Here is a 16,859-nt window from a genome sequence, read left to right on the forward strand (position 1 = left end):
ACGAGCCAGTTGTCCGGCTCGCACCCTGCAGGGAGATTGGTTCATCCAACTGGGTGACAATCAACTCCGGCTTTGGGGGCGTCACGGTTTCGACGGGATCGATTGCGGCATGGGAGGCATGTCGGGGTGTGGGCACCCGTAATCGCCTGCAAAAACAAAGTTGCCAACGATAACCTGGCACTTGCTGCTTAATTAATTAAGCAGCCGTCTCTCGCAGCTTCGCCTATGGGCAGCGAATCGGACGTCATTCAGTAGGCTGGTGACTGCTTCTCGGTCCGTGTTGCAGCCATAAGATCATCGGACTAGCTTCAGGCGCATCTTGTCCGTTCTGAGCGTCTGAGGCGAAAACATGCGGAACTGGACTGAACATGGATCTTCCCGGCTGACAGCGATTTCGGACGCGGGTTCGACTCCCGCCGCCTCCACCAATTCTAAGCTACTTATTTTCAGTAGCTTAACTTCCAAGGCCAATTTGGACGCACGTTTTTGTACGTGATTTGTACGTAGCGCCCTTTTTGACCGACTTCTGTTCTGCGGGCAATCTCACCTGAAGAAGTGGGAGCCCGATGCTGCTTTTTGTCTTTACCCGCCACTCCACCGGCTGCAAATTTTCAAGATACCGCGCCTGTCGGAGGTGCAACTGTCCGAAGTGGGTCGGTGGGCAGGTGAACGGTTACTACTTTCGCCAGAGCGCCAAAACCCGCCAATGGGCCGTGGCCGAAGAGATTCGCCTCAAGCTTGAGGAGGCACTCGTCAAAGGCCTGCCGCCTTTCGGCTCCGCAGTTGCGAACGGTTCGGCGCTGTCACACCCCACTCCGGCCGATCCTCCGACGGCGCCCCGGACGGAAATCCCTGAGCCACGCGTACCGAAGCCGCGGCCAAGGGTCACGGTGGAGCAAGCGGTCGATGCGTACCTGGCCGATGCCGTGAGCCGCAGCGTCGAATCCTCGACCCTCAAAAAACTCGAGACCATTTTCCGCAAGCAGTTTCTTGTCTGGACCCGAGCGCAGGGGCTCGAATACCTGGATGAACTCGATCTCGATGCTCTGTTGAACTTCCGCGGCACCTGGAAAGATGGTCCCCTCGCCAAACAGAAAAAACAGAGCCGCGTGATTGGTTTCTTCTGGGCCTGCGTACGACGCAGATACTTGACCGAAAACCCCGCGATCGGTCTGGGGAAGATCAAAGTCGTTCAGATTCCCACCGACTACTTTCCTTCCGATGAGTTCGAGAGGATCCTCGCCGCCTGCGGGCGACTCGATAAAGGGGGCAAGCGAGCCTATGACATCGAGAAGCGCGGTCAGCGCATCCTGGCGCTTACGGAACTGATGCGCTGGAGCGGGCTGCGCATCCGCGATGCGGTGACCCTGGAGCGGCATCGCCTCCACGGCGACAGCCTTCTCCTCTACCAGGCAAAGACCGGCACACCCGTATACGTGCCGCTCCCACCGCACGTGGTCGAAGCTCTCGAAAGAGTTCCCCCCGGCCCCAAGCCCAACCCCCGCTACTTCTTCTGGAGCGGCAACGGAAATCCCAAAAGTGCGGTCGCCGATTGGCAGCGGAGCTATCGCCGTCTGTTCAAGTTGACGGACATCAGGACACCGGACGGCGAGCGAAAGCGGTGCCACCCCCACATGTTCCGCGATACGTTTGCGGTCGAGATGCTGCTCGCCGGCGTTCCTATCGACCAGGTCTCGCTTCTGCTCGGCCACGCTTCGGTGAAGATCACTGAGAAGAGCTATGCGCCGTTCGTGAAGGCCCGGCAGGTCCAGTTGCAGGAAAGCGTCCGCAACGCGTGGAAAGTGGGGCAGCCCACAGGGCGCGGTCCAGAGAACAGCCCGTCTGCGTCTTCGGCTTCGAAAAAGAAGCGCGCAGGTCTGCAGCTGATTCACACGCGGCCGAAAACAGGAACCGGCTAGTCGCTATTGGAATCGCAGCCCGGAATATCGGGCCATGTGCACCTGGACCCTGGCATGCACTTCATCCCAATTCCTGTCCAGGATTTGAAAAAAACGCTCCTCTGCGTGCCCGTTCACTACCAGCACGCGAATCCAGGAGCGAAGCAACATCGACTCGATCAGATCTGGTGCGACACCTTCGAGTTCGCATTGGGAGATTGCATTCTGGAGGTCATCGATCGTCAGAATTTCTTCCGGCTCCTCCTCGTCGAGCAAATCAGGCGATTTGCCGAGCCACGTCTTACGTCGGTCGAATTCCCTCCTTCACGCCGCCGGGCCGTTGAAGCAAGGGGCCCTTTGACCGAATCCTGAATCCACGTTACATCTAAGCCGCTCGATCTCGCAGCCCGCAGTCTGTTCGGACTCATCGGGCGGCGTTCACTACTCGCCGCAAATCCGAATTCTGAGAGGTGCTCAATGGAACCCATGCAACAGCAGATAAATGTTTCGATGACTCCCGAACGGCCACAGAATGGCTTCGCCCCAACGGCATTGGAACGACATTACAGCGTTTCCGAGCTGTCTAAGCTCTGGTTTTTCAGTGAGAACACCATCCGACGCTTATTCAACCGGGAGCCCGGAGTCATCAAGATCGCCCGTCAGTCCACCAGAGTCAAAAGAGGCTACACATCTTTGAGAATTCCGGAACGAATTGCTCAGCGTGTGCACCAACGATTGCAAGGACTTTCCTGAAATCTATCCGGGATGACGCGAATTTGACTGAGTTCCGGATTCGCCGCATGCTGCAACGGCAGTCGGAGGAAATCCCACGTGCGAGAAGAGCAACCCGAAACACAATGCTCGGCACATTTGAGCCTCCGGGAGCACGCTGATGTTTGATTCGATTGAACAGTTATCCCGCGAGCTCACCTCGACCGGTTACTTCATTGATCCGGTCATGATACAGGTCGTGTTTCTCGCTGCCAAGCTGCAGAAACCTCTTCTCCTCGAGGGGCCCGCAGGCAGTGGCAAAACGCAACTCGCCTTGTCGGTCGCAGCTGCCGCGCAGACCCATGTTGAGCGCCTGCAGTGCTACCGCGGCGTGACGGAAGACAAAGCCATCGGCCGCTTCGATGAAGGCCTGCAGCGGCTCTACATGGAGTTCTCGAAGGGCCAGCACGAAGATTGGCAGACCGTGCAGGCGAACCTCAAGGGGCGGGACTTCTTTCGTCCCGGCCCTCTGATGCGCGCTCTCGAATGTGAGCGGCCCTGTGTGTTGCTTATTGACGAGTTGGACAAGGTAGACGATGGGTTCGAAGCAATGTTGTTAGAAATCCTCTCCGCCTGGCAGCTCTCGATTCCCGAGTTCGGCACGGTCGCAGCAAGGAGCGTTCCCTTCGTCGTACTCACCAGCAATGAGGAGCGCAGGCTGGGCGACCCCATTCGGCGGAGAAGCCTCTATGTGCGCGTCGAACATCCAGCACCGGAGCGCGAAGCGGAAATTATCGCAAGCCGGACCCCGCTGGCTGATGAGAAGTTTCACCGGGAGATGGCGGGGATTGCTCTCTCCTTCCGCAATTACTCGCTCGAAAAGCCACCCTCGGTTTCGGAGATGATCGACTTCGCCAACGCACTTCAACTCCTCGGGACCGACCACGTAACTGAGGAGCACCGTGACGTGCTGTTGCCGTTCCTGGCGAAGACCGAAAAGGACCGCCGACACCTCCTGTTGCGCGAGGGATTCAAGAGCCTCCTCGACGACGGCGCGCGCTTCGCGAAGAGCCTCGCGCTCCCCGGAGGGTCACCATTATGAACCGATGGCTTTTCCTTTTGTTGCTCGTGTTTCCTCGGTTCGCGTGTAGTGAAGTTGATCCGGCGCATGCGGAGCACTTGGCGCGGCAGTACGCGGCGCACTACCGTGTGCCACCGGAGTTGATTGCCGCATTGATCGATGTCGAATCGAGATGGAATCCGCGAGCAGTCTCCAACAAGGGAGCGATGGGGCTGATGCAGCTCATGCCGGCGACAGCGAAGCGATTTGGCGCATTTGACGCCTTCAACGCGGAACAGAATATCGCCGCGGGCACCCGCTACGTGACGGCGTTGATGTGGGAGTTCCACGGGGATCTGCGCCTGGTCGCCGCGGCCTACTACGCCGGCGACCGCAACATTGCGCGGAAACAACTGGATTATCGCAATCCGGCGGTTGTGGCCTACGTTCAAGCGGTGCGAAGGCAGTACATGCTTCGCAGGTATCCGGCCGTTCGGCCATCAAGGAGGTCAACCCCATGAAACTTCGCTGGCTCATCCCTGTCGCAGTCCTGATTCCACTTCGTCTCGGCGCGGCCGACACTCCAGTTGGAGCACGCGTCGCAACTATCACTATCAACCCGAGAGACGTTACCGTCCTCCATCTGCGGCCGGAGTTTGAGTCGACCATTCGCATGCCGGAGGAAATCACATCTGTCATCTTAGGCAGTCCGGGTGAGTTCAAGGCCGAACATAACGAGGGCGAGCCGGAGTACGTCTACGTCAAGCCGATCGTCAAAGAGGCCGCGCAGTCGAACCTCCTCATCGCGACCAAATCAGGCCAGCATGTGACGCTGGAACTGGTCAGCGATGGCGCGAGCGTCCCAAACGCAACACAGCCGGTAGATTTCCTGATCGAATACAGAACGGCACGGAGCTTCCTTATCACCGCCGATTCTGAATCTCTGGCGATGCGAAGCGCGCCTACCAAGGAACCAAGTCAGGGTGTGAGTAGTGGAACCGCCGGCTTGCGTTCGGCGCCGCTGTCGAGTCTCGATGAGGCGTTTAAACAGCAGGAAAGCGTGAACGCTCCCAAGTGGGCGAAATGGGAGGACAAGCAGCTCGAGACATCGATTGGCGACATGCGGCAACTGAGCAACCAGGCCATGATCTCCTACTCCATTCTGAACACCTCGAATGAGCCTATCGAGATTGTTCCGCCGCAGATCCAGATCACAGGACGCAAGGTTACGAAGAAGAAAAAGAAGGAAAGCAAAGGGATCATCTCGGACCAACTGGAGATCCGGAACTACAGGTTGAGCACGACACGCCTTGAGCCGGGAGAGCGCGCCGACGGCGTGGTCGTCTTCGACAGGCCGAACTTCAAGGAATCGACCGAAAAGCTATTTCTGCAGATTGCCCAGGCGGATCAGGTGGATCATCCGATCTTGATCCATCTTCCGTTCACTCCACCCATGTCCGGCGATGACAAGTAGAAGGGAGTCCCAAGGTTATGAGCGCCAATGAGAACAACAGGAATGGAAACGGGAGCATGAACACTAGTGTCGCCGAATTATCAGAGCCGGTGGTTTCGCAAGGATCGATTCATGCGTCCGAATCGACCAACGGCACGGATAAAGCGGAGCCCGCCATCAAGTTTGCAACACGAACTGCCGCCAAAGGAGCTGAAGGAATAAGTAAGGGCAAATTAATACTCCTTGGAGGCGGACTTGCAGTTGCGGTTCTCTTCTTTGTTTTCGCGGCGATTGTCGGCAAGTCGCCGAAGAAACTGGTAGCAGCAAAGCCGCCGTCTCAGCAGGCCAAACAGGAGCAGCAGCAGCCGTCCAAAGGGAGTGTGACACCCCTCATGGATACCGTGCGCACGCCGGCGCCAGACAACAGCAGCGGGCAACTCGGTCCAGGGGATATTCGTCGGACACGAACACCGGATAATAGCTCAGGCACGAAGCCATTTGCAGGCAAGCCTGCTGTTGCCAGCTCCCTGGGAAATGTACCCTCTTTCGCAGACACGCAACAGAAATGGGAAGATCCGGCACCCTATGGCGGAACTCCCGCCACAGTCACCCCACAAACGCAGCAAGACAGCCTGAAAGAGTCGTCGCTCGTCTTCGTGCGAAGTGTGGCGCAAAGCCCCGTGTTGACTGCACAGAAGATCAATACCGACGAGGATGGTACTCCTCGCTTGGAACTGACACCGGGTACGCGCATCCAGGCGAAGCTTGAGACGCAGATATCGAGTGCTGTGCAGGCCCCTGTCGTAGCCGTAGTTGAATACACCTACGCGATCGGCGACAGAATCATCGTCCCAGCGGGCGCACGCGTGTACGGTCAGCTCCAGCAGGCCGACCGAAGCGGACTGGTGAGCGTGAAGTTCGACGAGATCGAACTTCTCGACGGAGCGCGGGAGAAGATCGACGCTGTCGGTACTGGGCTGGACCTCGGACCCATCAAAGGAAGCGTGTACGGGAAGAACACGGGCAAGAACTTTCTTGTGCGCGCAGCGTCGGGACTCGGTTCGGTTCTCGCGGAAGTGGCCGGAAACAATACCAGTGGGGCGTTCTCCGAGGATGACATGCTACGTGAGCGGCTGGCCGAGAATATCGGAACGGCGGGCGACTCCGAAGTGATGAGCCTCAATGTCAACAGCCGTGTTGTCGTTTCCGTTCCTGCTGACACGAAGATCTACGTCGTGTTCACCAAACATGAACGAACCCCTTCCGAGCTTCACAAGATGGGCCCAGCAGAGGCCCAGTAGACCGCTCGCACACATCACGCCTCATCTCTTCGCCCTGGCCCACATGCTAGGGCGTTTTCGTGTGCGGCAATCATATTCAACCTGCTGATTGCCTGTTGGCAATCGCTCTTGCGTCGGGCTTCCAATGATGCAATTGGCGCATGACTCCTTAAACGCATTCCCCTGTTCGGGTAAAGATCGGTCCGCTTGACCCAGTATGCAGTTGAGCAATTGTCATTCCCGAAGCCCCACTGTGAAAGTGAGCAAAATTCGGTCCGCATGACCCAGTACGCAGTTGGGCAATCTTCGCTCCCGAAGCCCCAATGTGAAGGTGAGTAAAGATCGGTCCCGTTGACCCACTTCGCGGTTGGGCAAGAAACATCCCCGATTACACAGTATGCAAATTGAGGCATCTTAGTTCCCGATTACCCAACGTCGGATTGGGCAAAGATCCTTCCGAATGCCCCAAAGTGCGATTTGGGTTATCGTCGCTCTCGAATACTCGGTGTGCTCATAAGAACGATCGCACGGAGAGTTTCAGAGACCCAACCGTTATGCCGATCGGTCCAGATGAACCAGCCAGGTCTCTGAGCTATGAAGGGATCAGACGGAACCGCCCGCAACGCCTGCAGATATATGTGTGCTCCCAGTTCCAATGGAGCCGGGGATAAACCTCTCGGTTGTAGCGGGCGATCCTTCGAAAATTCAGGAACATCCCACCAATGCACGCAGAACCGAGAAGCAAGAGAATAGCGACCGTGTTTCCCAAGGTTGTAGCGGACTTAGAGTGATCGAGAATGCCGACAAGACCGACGAAGCCCCAAAAAAGGGTAAAGCATATTGGTATTCCCCAAAACAGGAGCGGTCGTCCGTACCCGCGAGGATCTGGCGGCGCCGCTGCCTGCGCAGAATAACATTGGGTCGTCCCCGAATGGAATCTGGTGGAGTATGTGTGTGTGCCCTGTTGATAGAGGACGGGCGCAGCCACGATGTTCGCGGTTCCGCACTGGTCGCATTGATACGGGTTCAGCTGCGGTACGGATGCCATGCTGTTGTCCATGAGCTGGCGACAGCTTGCGCACCGGGCTCCTCGATTGAGATTTTAGCTCGATTCCTCCAAATTGTTCCAACACTCCAGAAGACCGAAATCCAGTCCTGGATTGCTCCGGTCGGAGAACCTCTTCAGTCGATTGGAGATAGGCCAATGGCCCATCCTGGTCCGACAAACTCATTTGACCGAGTTTAGGTTCCCGCACATTCTCTCGTTCGACACGGATGCCCCAGAGCAGCCGGGTCCAGGAGAGAAAACCTATGAGAACCGCAATGGCCTTCTGGCGGCGCTCCCAAGTGCCCGCTGCGACCTCCACACTCGTTCTTCACCGTCCCGATCAAATCAACTGGGTTCGCATCGCTATCCAGTTCGTGCTGGGATTGATACTCGCCGGCAACCTGCTCGTACCGTTTGCTGCGAGAGCGCAGAACCTCGGCACTTCCCCTCAACTCGGCCAAGCTGTGCAAGGTCAGCAGGCGACCACAGTCGAAGGCACCGTCCTCAACATCGTGAACTGGGGCTGCAATGTCATTGCGCCGGTAATCGCGGTTGCGTGCCTCGGCATCGCGGGATGGCACTTCAAATCCGGACGCGGCTACATGGGGTGGGGCGTTACAGGCGTCTCTCTCATGGTGATCTCCGGTCTCGGACGCATGGCTGAGGGCTTCATCACTCAAGCACAGGGCATTCAGTAGCTGAAGAAGGTGAGCGATGCAGACGCCACAGTTCCTCCTCGACCTTTTCCAGTTGCTGCTCGATCTCGCGGTGCCGGCGGCGTTCTGCACGCTGGCTGCCGCGGGAGTAAACCTGCGGCATGAAGGTGGGATCAACTTTCACGTAAACGGCCGCACGGGCAAGTGGATCCTTTGGACCATTGTTCTTCTGACACTTCCGCAACTGTTGTCGTGGGTTGCCGCGCAGGGCATCAACATACCGTCCGCGAGCGGATCGGTTGGGACAAGTTGGCTGGCCAGTATGGAGACGGTATTCAAGAACTTCGTTAGCCAAATCGTCGTCGCCAAGCTGGTGCCAGTTCTTGCGGCGTACTTCGTCCTGAAGGCAACACTGGACGGGGCCGCAGGCGAGAATCCGCTCGGCTCGATCGTCGCGGCTCTCTTCCTGATGTCGCTCTCGGCAACGATGCAGCTCTTTCAGGGATGGAACTCAGGAGGCCAGTATGCGATGACCGACATGCTCGCCTCTCTGTGGAACTATATCGCCGGACAGATCTTGCCGGCTGCTGCGGGCCTCGCTTGTGTCGGAGCAGTGATCAATTTCGTGCGCCACAGACCCTGGACCAGACTTGTCTTCGCCGCGATCTCTTTCCTAAGCGTAAGCGGTCTTCTCTCGCTCTTTCGGGCGATGGCGGCATGAGGAGCAATGCATGAGTCTCGATGGAGCCATTACGAACCTTGCGTCATGGGCGGGCAACACCATAATGCCCACGATGGCCGGGTTGTTCTTCGCCGGAGCGGTGTATCGCTATAGCAAAGGGAGCCCTTTCGAGCAGCCATTGTATGGAGGCTTCGCCTCCTTAATGTGCTCCGGGATTCTGCGCGCTCTGGAAGGGTTTGTGCAGCACGCGGGAGCAACGAATGCCGATGCATTCTGGATGGCCACGATGAGTCTGGTGAACTGGACGGCCAACGTAATCCTGCCCATGTTCGCGCTCACACAGTTGGCAGCGATGGCCATGCACATGGGCGGCGTGGTTTCGGAGATCTATCCGGGTTCGACGTGGATCAGAAAGTTCGTCGCAGCAATCGGCGCACTGATGGTTTCGGGAATGGTGCGCCTGGCCGAGTCGATGGTAACGCAAGCGCACGGAATCGGAGGGTAGAGCCATGAGTCTCGATATGACGCCGGTTCACCGCAACCTCCACACCAAGGTGACATTTCTTGGCCTCGAGTTTGAGGACCTGATTCTAGTACTCGCATTGGCGGCGGTGTTGAACCTCCTTGCGCACTTTGTGAACGGCAATGCTCATGTGTTCGGCATTCCGCTCAACATCTTTATGGAGTTCATTGTGCCTGCGTTGGCTGTGCCGTTCCTGATTCTGTTCAAGTATGGGAGGCCGCGCGGGTATCTCACCGACCTGGTCCGCTCGTTCTTCGCTCCCAGGGCCTGGTGCGCGCTTGAACGAGATTCGGAACTGACTCAACCTTACGTGGTCGACGAGGAGGAATAAGGATGCAGGCATCGATCACAACCGAGAGGAGCGGGATGGTCGTCGCAGTTCTCGACGCGGAAGCGGCACGCGTCACGTTCGCGTGCGTCATCTTCGCAGCACGCTTTCATGAGGAGATCGCTCCACTTGCGCGGATCGTGGAGCAGCAATTGCAGATCGAGGTGGACGGAACTCTAGAGGGAGACCTTAGCTATGCCGGTGACCCAAGCAGAACACGATAGAAGGCTCAAAGTACCGGCGGTATGCGAGTTGCTGCCTCTACGCGATCTCCCTATTGGAGACAACATCATGGTCCGTACCAATGGGGCTTTCGCCGCTGGTTACGAGTTAAAGGGGATCCTCGCGTACTTTGCGACCGACGGCGATAGGAATCAGAACAAGTCGATGCTTGAGGCGCTCTTTCGGAGCGTGCCCGATGTGAGGATGCGGGTTCAGTTCAGATACGAGATTTCCGAGCATCTCGGAGATCTCCTCAGCGACTATATCCACGAACAGCGAACTGATCAATCGGAAGTGATGGCCCTCGATGCGCACCGGCTTCGGATGTGGCGACAGAAGGAAAACAGCGGCTTCTTCTTCGAGAATCGGCTGCATGTGTACTTGATCTGGGACCCGCGCATTCACGCCACGCTCTACCACTCCACTCAACAGAACCGCAGTCTTGGTGGATTCACTCTGAGCCAGAAGAAGGCCATCCAGCGTGCGCGGAAGGAGCACGAGACCTATCTGGCCGAGTTCGAATCCATCCTCCGGGGCATCGAGGGGTCGATGGAGGCAGCCAACCTCGGGCCACGAAGACTCCTGACGCAAGAACTCTTTGAGGAATTGAAGCATGCGCAGCACCCAATCCGAAGCGATCGGCGGCCGTATGTGCCCGGAGAGGAGATGATTGAGTACCGCAGCGCACGGGAGCAGGCGACTGAGGCAAGCATCCTCAACGAGACCGAGACTTACCTGAACATCGATGGGTATCTCTATGCCGTGGTCAGCCTCAAGGAACTTCCCGATGCGACCTTTCCCGGGATGCTGCAGAACTTTTCGTCACTTGGCTTCCCGGTTGTCGTCAGCGGACAGGTCGTGATCCCCGACCAGGTGAAGGTGCTCAAGAGCTACAAGAAGCGCCTCCAGAAGATGACCGCTGCGCAAAAGGACGCCAACGGAAACTTCAAATCGAATCCCGAGGCCGAGGTAGCTCAGGCGCAGCTCATCCAGGTACAGCGAGACATCATCTCCTCCTCTCTCAAGACGGCCAAGCTCAGTCTTTCCGTCGTCGTGCGCACCTCGCAACCGGCGATAACCCTGCACGATCTCGAACGGTCTGAGCGCGAACTCGCCAACCGCACGCAGGAGGTCCTGAACGGCTTCACGCACATGAATGGGGCGAAGGCTGTGGCTGAGACGATCGCCAAGCGGCGGATCTTTCTGGGGACGTTGCCGGGCATGGGCCAGGAAGACAAGCGAGATCAGGACATGCTTACATCCAATGCCGCGGATCTTGTGCCCGTAGAAATGCCCTGGACCGGGACGCGGAGGAGCCCGCTCATTCTCTTCGAGACGCCCTATCGCCAACTTATTGCGTTCTCAATGTTCGATCCAGATCTTTCCGATGCTAACGGCCTCCTGATGGCAAAAAGCGGTGGCGGTAAGACTCTCGCCGCACAGCAAATGCTGCTGATGGCGGCCCGCGCCAACCCGTTGATTTCGATTCTCGAGCGCGGAGATTCGTATCAGCCACTGGTCGAACTGATGGGAGGGGAGATGATCGAGATGTCGCTCGACAGCGATCAGACCATCAATCCCTGGGACCTGCCCCACGGGGAGACCAAGCCTTCGAACGACCAGATTTCATTTCTGAAAAACCTCACCCGGCACATGCTGGGTGAGAACACGCCCCCGGATCTCGACATCGACCTTCTGGACAGTGTTCTGCTTGAAGCCATCGCTTCAACCTACAAGAGGTGCAGCGCCAAGACCTCCAATCCGATTCCGCTCTTCGGAGATCTGGCTGCGGAATTGGCGCACTGGCAGGACCGAGATCGAAATCAGAAGATCAATGCGATGGCGCAGATGGCCTCGACCAAACTCCGAGCCTGGGTTGACGAGGGACCGTATGCACGACTCTTCGACAAGCCGACCACGGTCCAATTGAACAATCCCTGGCTCTACTTCAACGTCGAGAAGCTCAAGGACGATCCGCGGTTGGAGCGTGCCATGAGCCTTCTGATCGCGCACACCGCGACGTACCGCGCGTCAGGGATGACTGGGCAACCCAGCATCGTCTTGCTCGATGAATGCTGGGCGCTGCTTGAGTCGCCGATCCTCGCCACCGTCGTAGTGCAGCTGTTTCGCACTGCTCGCAAACGCAATGCAAGCGTTTGGGGCATCAGCCAAACGCCCGAAGATTTCGTAGGGACACCCGACCGTCCAAATGAACACGGCGCCGGAATCGTGAAGAACGCGACCACGAAGATCATCGGCAAACAGCCCGGTGATATGACTGCGCTTCGCGAGCACGTTCATTTGAACGACACAGCGCTCAATCAGATCAAAACATTCGCTCACCCCAAGAAGGGACACAGCGCCGAATTCCTGATCGCGATTGGGGAGAAGGCGGAATCGACGCATGCGATCAGGATTGTTCCCAGCCCCGTGGACTACTGGATTACGACCACCTATGCGCGGGAGCGAGCATTCCGCAAATGGTGGATGCGACAGCACCAGCAACTGCCGCTGATCCAAGCTTACGAAGAACTTGCCGAACAGTATCCGCGAGGCCTGGCGGAAGTGGCGCCGTTTCCCGCAGAACTCTCTGGAGAGATGCAGGAGGCGATGAGCCAATGACTGAAAATGCCCAACCCGAGATGGATCTACTTCTGAATGGAGAGCCGTATACGGCCGATCCACAACGCGACCGAAGGCCAGGCACCAATGCCCGCTGGAATAGGAGAGTACTCATTCTTGTTCTCATGATCGAGACCTGCTTTGCTCTACCCAAGCTCGCTCATGGTCAATTCCTTAGCGTGTTCGACGCGATCTTTAGCTCGATTCAGAACGACATCGGCAGCTCGCTCAAGACGATCAACCAGATTGCCCAGCAGATGCAGAAGTTCTATCAGACAACGGTTGCGCCGCTGGCGGCAATCAACCAAGCCCGGGGCTTCGTAGCAAATTCGATCAACACATATCGCGGGCAGATGAATCAGGTGTTCAACACGCCGTTCACAAGCGCCGTGACTCCGGGGCCGCAACAGTTTGAGAGCATCCTGCATAGCCGCCTGTCGACAGAGATTCCCGCATTGCAGACGAGCTTCACTGCCAATTACGGCGCTATCCCGCAGGTAAATACCGCTTCGCCACAAGACCGCGTGATGATGGACGTGGACGACGCCCTTGGCCAGGAGAATCTCAAGACAACACTGATCGCCGATCAGGGGGCGGACGTCATTCTTCAAACCGCCAATCAGATGGAAAACCAGGTTGCGGTGAGCACACCCGGCTCGAACCCCTTCCTTACCGCTCAAGCTCAAGTCGCCAATCTCCGCTGCCAGGCATACATGCAGAAGATGCTCGCGGCGGAGTTGCGTCAGGAAGCCGGTCGCATTGCCCACGACAACGTTCTCGTTAAGCGCCGGACGGCCGCAACCGGCGGCGTCAACGGCCTGATCACTGGGGCGCTAACAGCGCGCTAAGGAGGTTTCGATGACCGACCCCAAGAAGAACCCGAACAAGCAGCGCAGGTCATTTTTCTGGCAGCGTAAACCAGCTTTAGCGCGGGAGTTGGCCAGACCTGTAAATGCCGTTCAAGCGAACGAGAGCAAGGCGCAACTCTGGTACCGACCAACCTTGCTTAAAGTGGCAGTGGTTGTGCTCGCGGTGGTCGCAATCCTGCCGAGGCATGCGAACGGGCAGTTCGGCATCGACACGGCTGCGATCATGGCGGCGCTATCCAAGATGCAGTCGCTGATGAATACCTATATTGCCGCGCCGCTCAGGACCATCAATCAATACGAACAGAGCACGGCGAAGTATCAACAAGAGGTCATGTACCCGCTTACCGCGATCAATCAGGCGAAAATTTCAGTGATGCAGTTCGAGAACCAGTTCAACCAGGTCAGCGGAATGTTTCACGTTAACGTATCGAGCGCCACACTACCGCAGTCGCAGAATCTCGAAGCACTCCTGCTCTCGCGCAGCGCGGCCAATGTGCCAACCGTAACGGGCCAGTTTCAGAACGTGTATGGCCTCGTGATGCCGCAGAATGCGGCGTCTCCGCAAATGAGAACGATGACCGACATGACGGACGCGCAGGCACAAGATGCAATGAAGCGGGCCATCGAGATCGATGCCCTCGCGGACGCGGAGTTAAACGAGGCCAACCAGATGGGACAGCAGATCTCGCAGGCAGCTCCCGGTAGTGCGGGAATCCTGGAGGCCGAGGCCGACGTGTGGGTCGTGCGGGCCAATGCCTACACACAGGCAGCTCTGGCTGAACTGATGAGGACGCGCGGCATCGATCTTGCCAACCAGAGCAAGGCTTCAAAACTTGCAACCGCCGACAACACGAACAACAACGGCCTCATCAACGGAGCGCTCACAAACAGGTGACAGCCATGCTGCATGCGAATCTACATCCCGAGGCGATGCTCGCGTTCTTTCAGTCGACGCAGCTGAATCTATTCGAGCGGTTTTTGACTCAGGCAAGGACCGGCATCGACTCGACCGGGATTACCTCCGGGATGCAGAACGTCGCATATGTGGTCCTGGTCGTGGGCTTTCTGTGGCAGGTCTATCAATCGGCCCTGCACGGCGGGGACGTCCGTGGATTGGGCACAAGTCTTATCAAGTATGTGGTCACTGCAGTTGTTGTAATGAACTACGGAACCATATTCACGACCGTCAATCAGGGCTTCGTGAACGCAGGCAACTGGATCAGCAATGCTTCAGGTGCGCTGAACCTCCTAGACAACTGGAAGATCGACCTGCAGACGCAGTTTAACCAAGTGGGATTTCAAAAAATGTGGGGGCTAATAACCGGGGACATTGCCGGGCTCTTAGATGCCCTTTTGATTCTCGTCGCCTATCTCCTATATCCGATCGTCATCGTGATCTTCGGCTTCTTCTACATCTTCTACGGCAGCATCCTCTATATCTTCGGCCCGATCGTGATTGCTCTCATGCCCCTCGGCGGCGCGAATCGCCTTGCCAAGTCCTATGTCGAGAACATCTTCATTTGGAATGCATGGACCATCCTTTACGGCGGCTTCGGCGCACTGTTGAGTGCCGTACAAATGGGCCAACTCGGACAGATGCTTAGCCAGAACAATTTCCTCGGAGGGCTTGGCAACCTCGAAGGTTCAATTCTGATCGGCATCGTGAGCATCGTCTATTCCCTGGCGATCGCCATCATTCCGTTCATTGCCAAGCGCATCGTCAGCGGCGATGTGGGTAGCACTGCGGTCGCGATGGTGGGGACGGCAGTCACTGCACTGACAGCAGGCGCGGCGGGGATTGAGGGAGCTGCGGCGGGTGTAGCGGCAGCGCGAGCGGGATCTGCAGGTGCAACTTCGGCGGGAGCATCCTCCGGCGCTGCGACCGCTGGATCTGCGCGCGCGCTCACGACCGCTGCAGGCGGAAACATGCCCGCGGCACCGCAGTCGGCACCCATCGCGGCTTCCTCTACCACAAGGGGGTTTTCGCTTGGCGACGGCAATCCTTCGCTGGAGAGCCATGCCGGCCAGATTCGCAATTCAATCAGTGAAGTGATGGGCACAAGCAGCGCCGGGGAGGAGAGCAGCGGAGCAATCACCGTGGCGGCCGAGAACTCCGGCGCTCTCGAGAGCCATCCCAGTGGCTCAGGCGCAACCCCGAGAGTCGGCGCCAGATTATCGGCAACAGCGAGAAAAGGTCCCAGCATACATCGCTACAACCTCGGCACATGGACTGCATACCATGCCGCCCGAATCGCAGCTGGCAGCATTGCTGGAGTGACAAGGCGCTCGGCAGATCAGGAGTAGGAGGACACATGAAGACCGGCATGGTTGCAACAGACGACGCGGCCCTCCCAAGGCCGAAGTACTACGAGATGGATGGAGCGCTCAGGGCGAACGCGAATCGTGCCTGGCTGCTCGCCTTCCTGACAATCCCGATTGCGCTGCTCGCAATCGGATTCGCGATCTTCGTCCGCATACAGCCGCCGACAGTGATTCGCATTGGTCCAAACGGCGACGCTTCAGTTTTAGGCAAAGCAGCGAGAGGTGTCGTTGCGGATCTGGCCACCGGCGGAACGGATGAGTTTCTAGATGAGGCGTTCGTCAAGCGTTTCCTGACGAGCTACCTCAACTATTCGTCCTCCGACGTAGACGACCACTGGGCCAGCAGCCTCAATATGATGACGCGCAACCTGCGTGCGAACACCCTAAAGGCAATGGCGGACGACAATACGCGCGGCAAGATTGATGACGGGCAAATCCAGTCCGCATTTCATCTGCGCGAGATCGAAACAGTCAGTGGTGAGCCCCTAACTTATCTGGTCTATGGCGTGAAGGACGTTCACCGCCTGAGCAACGGAACAGAAACTACGGACCATTTCATCAACGAGTACCGTGTGCGCCTCATCGCCGACAAGCGTTCGGACGTGAACCCGGACGGGCTCTGGATTGCGGATTACAGCGAACGCCCGATCGACGGCGAGCGCCGCGACCGCATCCTGAATTCCCCCGATGCTGTTCCGGAGAGTAGCGCCGCTCAAGACAAGGGAGGTCAGTGATGGAAGCTACGCTCGCACGGGTTGCGGAGATACAGTCACAACCGACACAGGTATCGAACCCCAGGAACACGCGCAAATCTCGCCGGCAGACGGAGGAAGGTATTCGATACTTTCTCGCCAAGGACGGATCGTCGATTGAGAAACCGGAGCTTGGTGCGGAAGTGGCAAGCGAAGGCGAGGCTCTAATCAAAGCGTTTCAGTCGAAGAATGGCGTGATCTACACCGTTCTCGCCTACAAGGCGGAAGCGGAGATACAGGGAGGATCTCCGACATTGGTAAAGCGGCCCCTGCGCAAATAGGGCGCCGACATAAGTAATAGCGGTCAGCTCGGATTCAAAGAGGAGACAAACCTGAAATACGGCTCATGTCGCCTCATTTGACGCCTTATCGCTCAAGCGCGATGAGGAATTCCGCTGACCCGGTTTGCACCCTCAAGCCTGGTTCGGCTAGC

General features: G+C 57.6%; 16 protein-coding genes and 1 other RNA gene. All 17 read left to right on the top strand.

Annotation, left to right across the window (positions count from 1 at the left end; all coding sequences use genetic code 11):
* Nucleotides 1–74: 74 nt before the first annotated feature.
* Nucleotides 75–428: a transfer-messenger RNA gene (gene ssrA / locus VK574_RS02420) on the top strand.
* A gap of 237 nt (nucleotides 429–665) precedes the next feature.
* Nucleotides 666–1,919, top strand: a complete 1,254-nt coding sequence (locus tag VK574_RS02425) for a tyrosine-type recombinase/integrase (RefSeq protein WP_472798211.1) — start codon at nucleotides 666–668, stop codon at nucleotides 1,917–1,919.
* 871 nt (nucleotides 1,920–2,790) lie between these two features.
* On the top strand, nucleotides 2,791–3,711 hold the full coding sequence (locus VK574_RS02430; protein WP_472798212.1) for an AAA family ATPase: 921 nt from the start codon (nucleotides 2,791–2,793) through the stop codon (nucleotides 3,709–3,711).
* Nucleotides 3,708–4,190 (top strand): lytic transglycosylase domain-containing protein, encoded by a 483-nt coding sequence (locus tag VK574_RS02435; RefSeq protein WP_472798213.1) that lies wholly within the window; start codon nucleotides 3,708–3,710, stop codon nucleotides 4,188–4,190. The genes VK574_RS02430 and VK574_RS02435 overlap by 4 nt, the downstream gene beginning before the upstream one ends.
* Nucleotides 4,187–5,143 carry a hypothetical protein gene (locus VK574_RS02440; protein WP_472798214.1) on the top strand — a complete coding sequence of 319 codons (957 nt, stop codon included), beginning with the start codon at nucleotides 4,187–4,189 and terminating at the stop codon, nucleotides 5,141–5,143. Before VK574_RS02435 ends, VK574_RS02440 begins: the two co-directional genes overlap by 4 nt.
* A gap of 56 nt (nucleotides 5,144–5,199) precedes the next feature.
* Complete coding sequence (locus tag VK574_RS02445; RefSeq protein ID WP_472798215.1) at nucleotides 5,200–6,423, top strand: TrbI/VirB10 family protein; 1,224 nt, start codon at nucleotides 5,200–5,202, stop codon at nucleotides 6,421–6,423.
* Between the two features lie 1,290 nt (nucleotides 6,424–7,713).
* On the top strand, nucleotides 7,714–8,148 hold the full coding sequence (locus VK574_RS02450; protein WP_472798216.1) for a hypothetical protein: 435 nt from the start codon (nucleotides 7,714–7,716) through the stop codon (nucleotides 8,146–8,148).
* Between the two features lie 16 nt (nucleotides 8,149–8,164).
* Nucleotides 8,165–8,827, top strand: a complete 663-nt coding sequence (locus VK574_RS02455) for a hypothetical protein (protein WP_472798217.1) — start codon at nucleotides 8,165–8,167, stop codon at nucleotides 8,825–8,827.
* Between the two features lie 10 nt (nucleotides 8,828–8,837).
* A complete protein-coding gene (locus tag VK574_RS02460; RefSeq protein WP_472798218.1) occupies nucleotides 8,838–9,293 on the top strand; it encodes a hypothetical protein in 456 nt (151 codons plus the stop codon).
* A gap of 4 nt (nucleotides 9,294–9,297) precedes the next feature.
* Nucleotides 9,298–9,642: a hypothetical protein gene (locus VK574_RS02465; RefSeq protein ID WP_472798219.1), complete on the top strand. Its 345-nt coding sequence runs from the start codon at nucleotides 9,298–9,300 to the stop codon at nucleotides 9,640–9,642.
* 2 nt (nucleotides 9,643–9,644) lie between these two features.
* The gene (locus VK574_RS02470) at nucleotides 9,645–9,863 is read left to right on the top strand and encodes a hypothetical protein (RefSeq protein ID WP_472798220.1); all 219 of its coding nucleotides are present in this window, start codon (nucleotides 9,645–9,647) and stop codon (nucleotides 9,861–9,863) included.
* Between the two features lie 67 nt (nucleotides 9,864–9,930).
* A complete protein-coding gene (locus VK574_RS02475) occupies nucleotides 9,931–12,483 on the top strand; it encodes a TraG/VirB4 family ATPase (RefSeq protein WP_472798221.1) in 2,553 nt (850 codons plus the stop codon).
* Nucleotides 12,480–13,331, top strand: coding sequence for a hypothetical protein (locus VK574_RS02480; protein WP_472798222.1), 852 nt, complete (start codon nucleotides 12,480–12,482; stop codon nucleotides 13,329–13,331). The genes VK574_RS02475 and VK574_RS02480 overlap by 4 nt, the downstream gene beginning before the upstream one ends.
* Nucleotides 13,332–13,341: 10 nt before the next feature.
* Nucleotides 13,342–14,247 (top strand): hypothetical protein, encoded by a 906-nt coding sequence (locus VK574_RS02485; protein WP_472798223.1) that lies wholly within the window; start codon nucleotides 13,342–13,344, stop codon nucleotides 14,245–14,247.
* 5 nt (nucleotides 14,248–14,252) lie between these two features.
* A complete protein-coding gene (locus VK574_RS02490; RefSeq protein WP_472798224.1) occupies nucleotides 14,253–15,656 on the top strand; it encodes a TrbL/VirB6 family protein in 1,404 nt (467 codons plus the stop codon).
* A gap of 8 nt (nucleotides 15,657–15,664) precedes the next feature.
* Entirely contained in the window at nucleotides 15,665–16,408 is a 744-nt protein-coding gene (locus VK574_RS02495; protein ID WP_472798225.1) for a hypothetical protein, read from the top strand.
* Complete coding sequence (locus VK574_RS02500) at nucleotides 16,408–16,707, top strand: hypothetical protein (RefSeq protein ID WP_472798226.1); 300 nt, start codon at nucleotides 16,408–16,410, stop codon at nucleotides 16,705–16,707. The genes VK574_RS02495 and VK574_RS02500 overlap by 1 nt, the downstream gene beginning before the upstream one ends.
* The last annotated feature ends 152 nt before the right edge of the window (nucleotides 16,708–16,859 follow it).

This window comes from Occallatibacter sp., assembly GCF_035317045.1.
Classification (GTDB): domain Bacteria; phylum Acidobacteriota; class Terriglobia; order Terriglobales; family Acidobacteriaceae; genus Telmatobacter.

Bases quoted from the DNA above. Each gene is read 5' to 3' on its own strand.
- VK574_RS02430 (WP_472798212.1), top strand. From the start codon at position 2,791: ATGTTTGATTCGATTGAACAGTTATCCCGCGAGCTCACCTCGACCGGT.
- VK574_RS02435 (WP_472798213.1), top strand. From the start codon at position 3,708: ATGAACCGATGGCTTTTCCTTTTGTTGCTCGTGTTTCCTCGGTTCGCG.
- VK574_RS02440 (WP_472798214.1), top strand. From the start codon at position 4,187: ATGAAACTTCGCTGGCTCATCCCTGTCGCAGTCCTGATTCCACTTCGT.
- VK574_RS02445 (WP_472798215.1), top strand. From the start codon at position 5,200: ATGAACACTAGTGTCGCCGAATTATCAGAGCCGGTGGTTTCGCAAGGA.
- VK574_RS02450 (WP_472798216.1), top strand. From the start codon at position 7,714: ATGAGAACCGCAATGGCCTTCTGGCGGCGCTCCCAAGTGCCCGCTGCG.
- VK574_RS02455 (WP_472798217.1), top strand. From the start codon at position 8,165: ATGCAGACGCCACAGTTCCTCCTCGACCTTTTCCAGTTGCTGCTCGAT.
- VK574_RS02460 (WP_472798218.1), top strand. From the start codon at position 8,838: ATGAGTCTCGATGGAGCCATTACGAACCTTGCGTCATGGGCGGGCAAC.
- VK574_RS02465 (WP_472798219.1), top strand. From the start codon at position 9,298: ATGAGTCTCGATATGACGCCGGTTCACCGCAACCTCCACACCAAGGTG.
- VK574_RS02470 (WP_472798220.1), top strand. From the start codon at position 9,645: ATGCAGGCATCGATCACAACCGAGAGGAGCGGGATGGTCGTCGCAGTT.
- VK574_RS02475 (WP_472798221.1), top strand. From the start codon at position 9,931: ATGGTCCGTACCAATGGGGCTTTCGCCGCTGGTTACGAGTTAAAGGGG.
- VK574_RS02480 (WP_472798222.1), top strand. From the start codon at position 12,480: ATGACTGAAAATGCCCAACCCGAGATGGATCTACTTCTGAATGGAGAG.
- VK574_RS02485 (WP_472798223.1), top strand. From the start codon at position 13,342: ATGACCGACCCCAAGAAGAACCCGAACAAGCAGCGCAGGTCATTTTTC.
- VK574_RS02490 (WP_472798224.1), top strand. From the start codon at position 14,253: ATGCTGCATGCGAATCTACATCCCGAGGCGATGCTCGCGTTCTTTCAG.
- VK574_RS02495 (WP_472798225.1), top strand. From the start codon at position 15,665: ATGAAGACCGGCATGGTTGCAACAGACGACGCGGCCCTCCCAAGGCCG.
- VK574_RS02500 (WP_472798226.1), top strand. From the start codon at position 16,408: ATGGAAGCTACGCTCGCACGGGTTGCGGAGATACAGTCACAACCGACA.